The 2860-nt window shown below is 67.3% G+C and carries 5 protein-coding genes; 4 read left to right on the forward strand and 1 reads right to left on the reverse strand.

Annotated elements, in window-relative coordinates:
• Positions 1-337 (forward strand): chromate transporter (locus AC3XYG_RS23540; protein WP_489142299.1); only part of this gene is annotated, 337 nt, incomplete at its 5' end.
• A 28-nt stretch (positions 338-365) separates the two neighbouring features.
• Here AC3XYG_RS23540 and AC3XYG_RS23545 read toward each other — a convergent pair.
• A complete protein-coding gene (locus AC3XYG_RS23545) occupies positions 366-884 on the reverse strand; it encodes a DUF6428 family protein (RefSeq protein WP_489142300.1) in 519 nt (172 codons plus the stop codon).
• Positions 885-931: 47 nt separating this feature from the next.
• Here AC3XYG_RS23545 and AC3XYG_RS23550 point away from each other — a divergent pair, with 47 nt between their 5' ends.
• Genes AC3XYG_RS23550 through arsB form a run of 3 tightly spaced genes read left to right on the forward strand, consistent with a single transcriptional unit; the run spans position 932 to position 2818 of the window.
• On the forward strand, positions 932-1291 hold the full coding sequence (locus tag AC3XYG_RS23550) for an ArsR/SmtB family transcription factor (protein WP_489142301.1): 360 nt from the start codon (positions 932-934) through the stop codon (positions 1289-1291).
• On the forward strand, positions 1284-1754 hold the full coding sequence (gene arsC, locus AC3XYG_RS23555) for an arsenate reductase (glutaredoxin) (RefSeq protein WP_489142302.1): 471 nt from the start codon (positions 1284-1286) through the stop codon (positions 1752-1754). The genes AC3XYG_RS23550 and arsC overlap by 8 nt, the downstream gene beginning before the upstream one ends.
• An 8-nt stretch (positions 1755-1762) precedes the next feature.
• A complete protein-coding gene (arsB, locus tag AC3XYG_RS23560; RefSeq protein ID WP_489142303.1) occupies positions 1763-2818 on the forward strand; it encodes an ACR3 family arsenite efflux transporter in 1056 nt (351 codons plus the stop codon).
• Positions 2819-2860: the final 42 nt, after the last annotated feature.

Below are 2860 nucleotides of genomic sequence, written 5' to 3' on the forward strand. Positions count from 1 at the left end.
CCCGTGCTTCATGTGGATCTTCCTCGGCGCGCCCTATGTCGAGACCTTGCGCGGCAACCGCGCGGTGTCAGCGGCGCTGTCCGCCATCACCGCCGCCGTGGTCGGGGTCATCCTCAACCTGGCGCTGTGGTTCGCGCTGCATGTGATGTTCCGTGCCGTGGTGACGGTCGGGCTGCTGGGAATCGGCCCCGACATTCCCGTCCTCTCCTCTCTCGACTGGCGGGCCGCCAGCCTCGTCGCGGCCTCGATGCTCGCCATGCTGCGCTTCAAGGCCGGCATGATCCCGACCCTGATCGGCAGCGCGGCCGCCGGAGCCCTGCTCTGGGCGACCGCGTGAGGTGACCGCGCCGGATGGGCCGACCGGACTACCCGCAGGATCCAGCCGCAGATCCGCAGCAAGCGGCCGACGCGGCCTCTTGCATCGCGCGATGCCTGGGCTTGCAGATCGCCGCGCGGGCGACAAGGCGCAGCACGACACTGTCATCGTCGGCCTGCAGCGCCTCGGCGTCGAACACCTGCATCGGCGCCTCCGGCGGGCCGACCTCGAAGGTCAGCCGTGCCACGGGATCAAGCCCGATCCGGGCCGCGACCTGGTCCAGGATCGCCCGGAACTTGGCGACCGGCATGAAGGTCCGCCCGCTGTCCGGCGCCCGATCCTCGACCTGCAGGATCGTCTCGCGCCATTGGTCGGGGTTGCCGCCGCAATCGAGCGTGACGAACGATCCGGCCTTGACCTCGGTCACGTGATAGCCCGGCTGGATCCGCCGCCCGCCATACTCGATGACAAGGATCTTGCCCGCATGCGGCGCGAGAGCATCGAGGACCGCGCCGAGGGAACCATCACCGTGGAAATCGGTGGTCGAGAGGCTTGCCTGAACGGTCATTGTCGCCTACCTTTCATCTCAACACCTCTTGAGATATTGAGACAAAGATGGATGAACGGCAAGCCCTCGATGCCTTCGCGGCCCTCTCGCAGGAAACCCGGCTGCGGATCGTGCGCCTTCTGGTGATCGCCGGCCCTGCCGGACTGCCGGCCGGTGCGATCGGCGAAGAAATGGGCGCGACCTCGTCGCGGATGTCGTTTCACCTGAGCCATCTGGAGCAGGCGGGACTGGTACAATCCCGCCGCGAGGGCCGATCGATCGTCTACACCGCCGCCTATCCGGCGTTGTCCGGCCTGATCCAGTTCCTGATGCGCGACTGCTGCCAGGGGCGCCCGGAGGTCTGCACCCCCGCCGTGGCCGCGATGGCCGCCTGCTGCGAACCCGGAAAGGATCCCGCCAATGCCTGACCGCATCGCCCCGCCCGGAGACGACACGAAGCCCGCCATCGACGTCGTCATCTATCACAACCCGGATTGCGGCACCTCGCGCAACACGCTCGCACTGATCCGCAATGCCGGCATCGAGCCGCATGTCATCGAGTATCTGAAGACACCGCCGTCGCGCCCGCTGCTGCGCCAGCTCATCACGCGGATGGGACTGTCCGTCCGCGATGTCATTCGCGAAAAGGGCACGCCTTATGCCGAGCTGGGCCTTGCCGATCCCGGCCTGACGGACGACCAGCTCCTGGACGCCATGACGGCGCATCCGATCCTGATCAACCGGCCGATCGTCGTCAGCCCGAGGGGTGTGCGGCTGTGCCGGCCGTCCGAGGCGGTGATCGACCTGTTGCCGCCACAGCAGGGGGCGTTCGTCAAGGAAGACGGCGAACGCGTGGTGGACGGCCACGGCCGCCGCATCACGACGGCATAGGCGGATCCATGTCCCGCTTTGAACGATACCTCACCCTCTGGGTCGCCCTGTGCATTGTCGCCGGCATCGCCCTCGGCCATGTCATGCCGGGCGCCTTCCAGACGGTCGGCGCCGCGGAAATCGCCAGGGTCAACCTGCCCGTCGCCGTGCTGATCTGGCTGATGGTCATCCCAATGCTGCTGAAGATCGATTTTGCCGCGCTCGGAGAGGTCGGCCGGCACTGGCGCGGCATCGGCGTGACCCTGTTCATCAATTGGGCGGTGAAGCCGTTCTCGATGGCGGCGCTCGGCTGGCTCTTCATCGGCGGGCTGTTCCGGTCCTGGCTGCCGGCCGACCAGATCGACAGCTACATTGCCGGCCTGATCATCCTGGCGGCCGCGCCCTGCACGGCGATGGTGTTCGTCTGGTCCAACCTGACCAGGGGCGAACCGCATTTCACGCTGAGCCAGGTGGCGCTCAACGACACGATCATGGTGGTGGCCTTCGCCCCGATCGTCGGCCTGCTGCTCGGCCTGTCCGCGATCACCGTGCCCTGGGACACGCTCGTTCTCTCGGTCGCCCTCTACATCGTCATCCCGGTGATCCTGGCGCAGATCGTGCGCCGCTGGGTGCTGGCCACGGGCGGCGGGATCGCGCTCGCACGGTTGCTGCATGTCCTGGGGCCGGTCTCGCTGGTGGCGCTGCTCGCGACCCTGGTGCTGCTGTTCGGCTTCCAGGGGGAGCAGATCATCGCGCAGCCGCTGGTGATCGTGCTCCTGGCCATCCCGATCCTTCTCCAGGTCTATTTCAATTCCGGCCTGGCCTACCTGCTGAACCGTCTCGCCGGGGAACGGCATTGCGTCGCCGGTCCTTCGGCCCTGATCGGCGCGTCCAACTTCTTCGAGCTGGCCGTCGCCGCCGCCATCAGCCTGTTCGGCTTCCACTCCGGCGCCGCCCTCGCCACCGTGGTCGGCGTGCTGATCGAGGTCCCGGTCATGCTGTCCGTCGTCTGGATCGTGAACCGGTCCAAGGGCTGGTACGAACGCGGCGCTGCGCACAAGGCACCGCTAAAGGTGAATCGCTGATGATCGACGCTCTCCCGAATGTGGCCGCCGGCCATCTCGATG

Source organism: Inquilinus sp. (assembly GCF_057815775.1).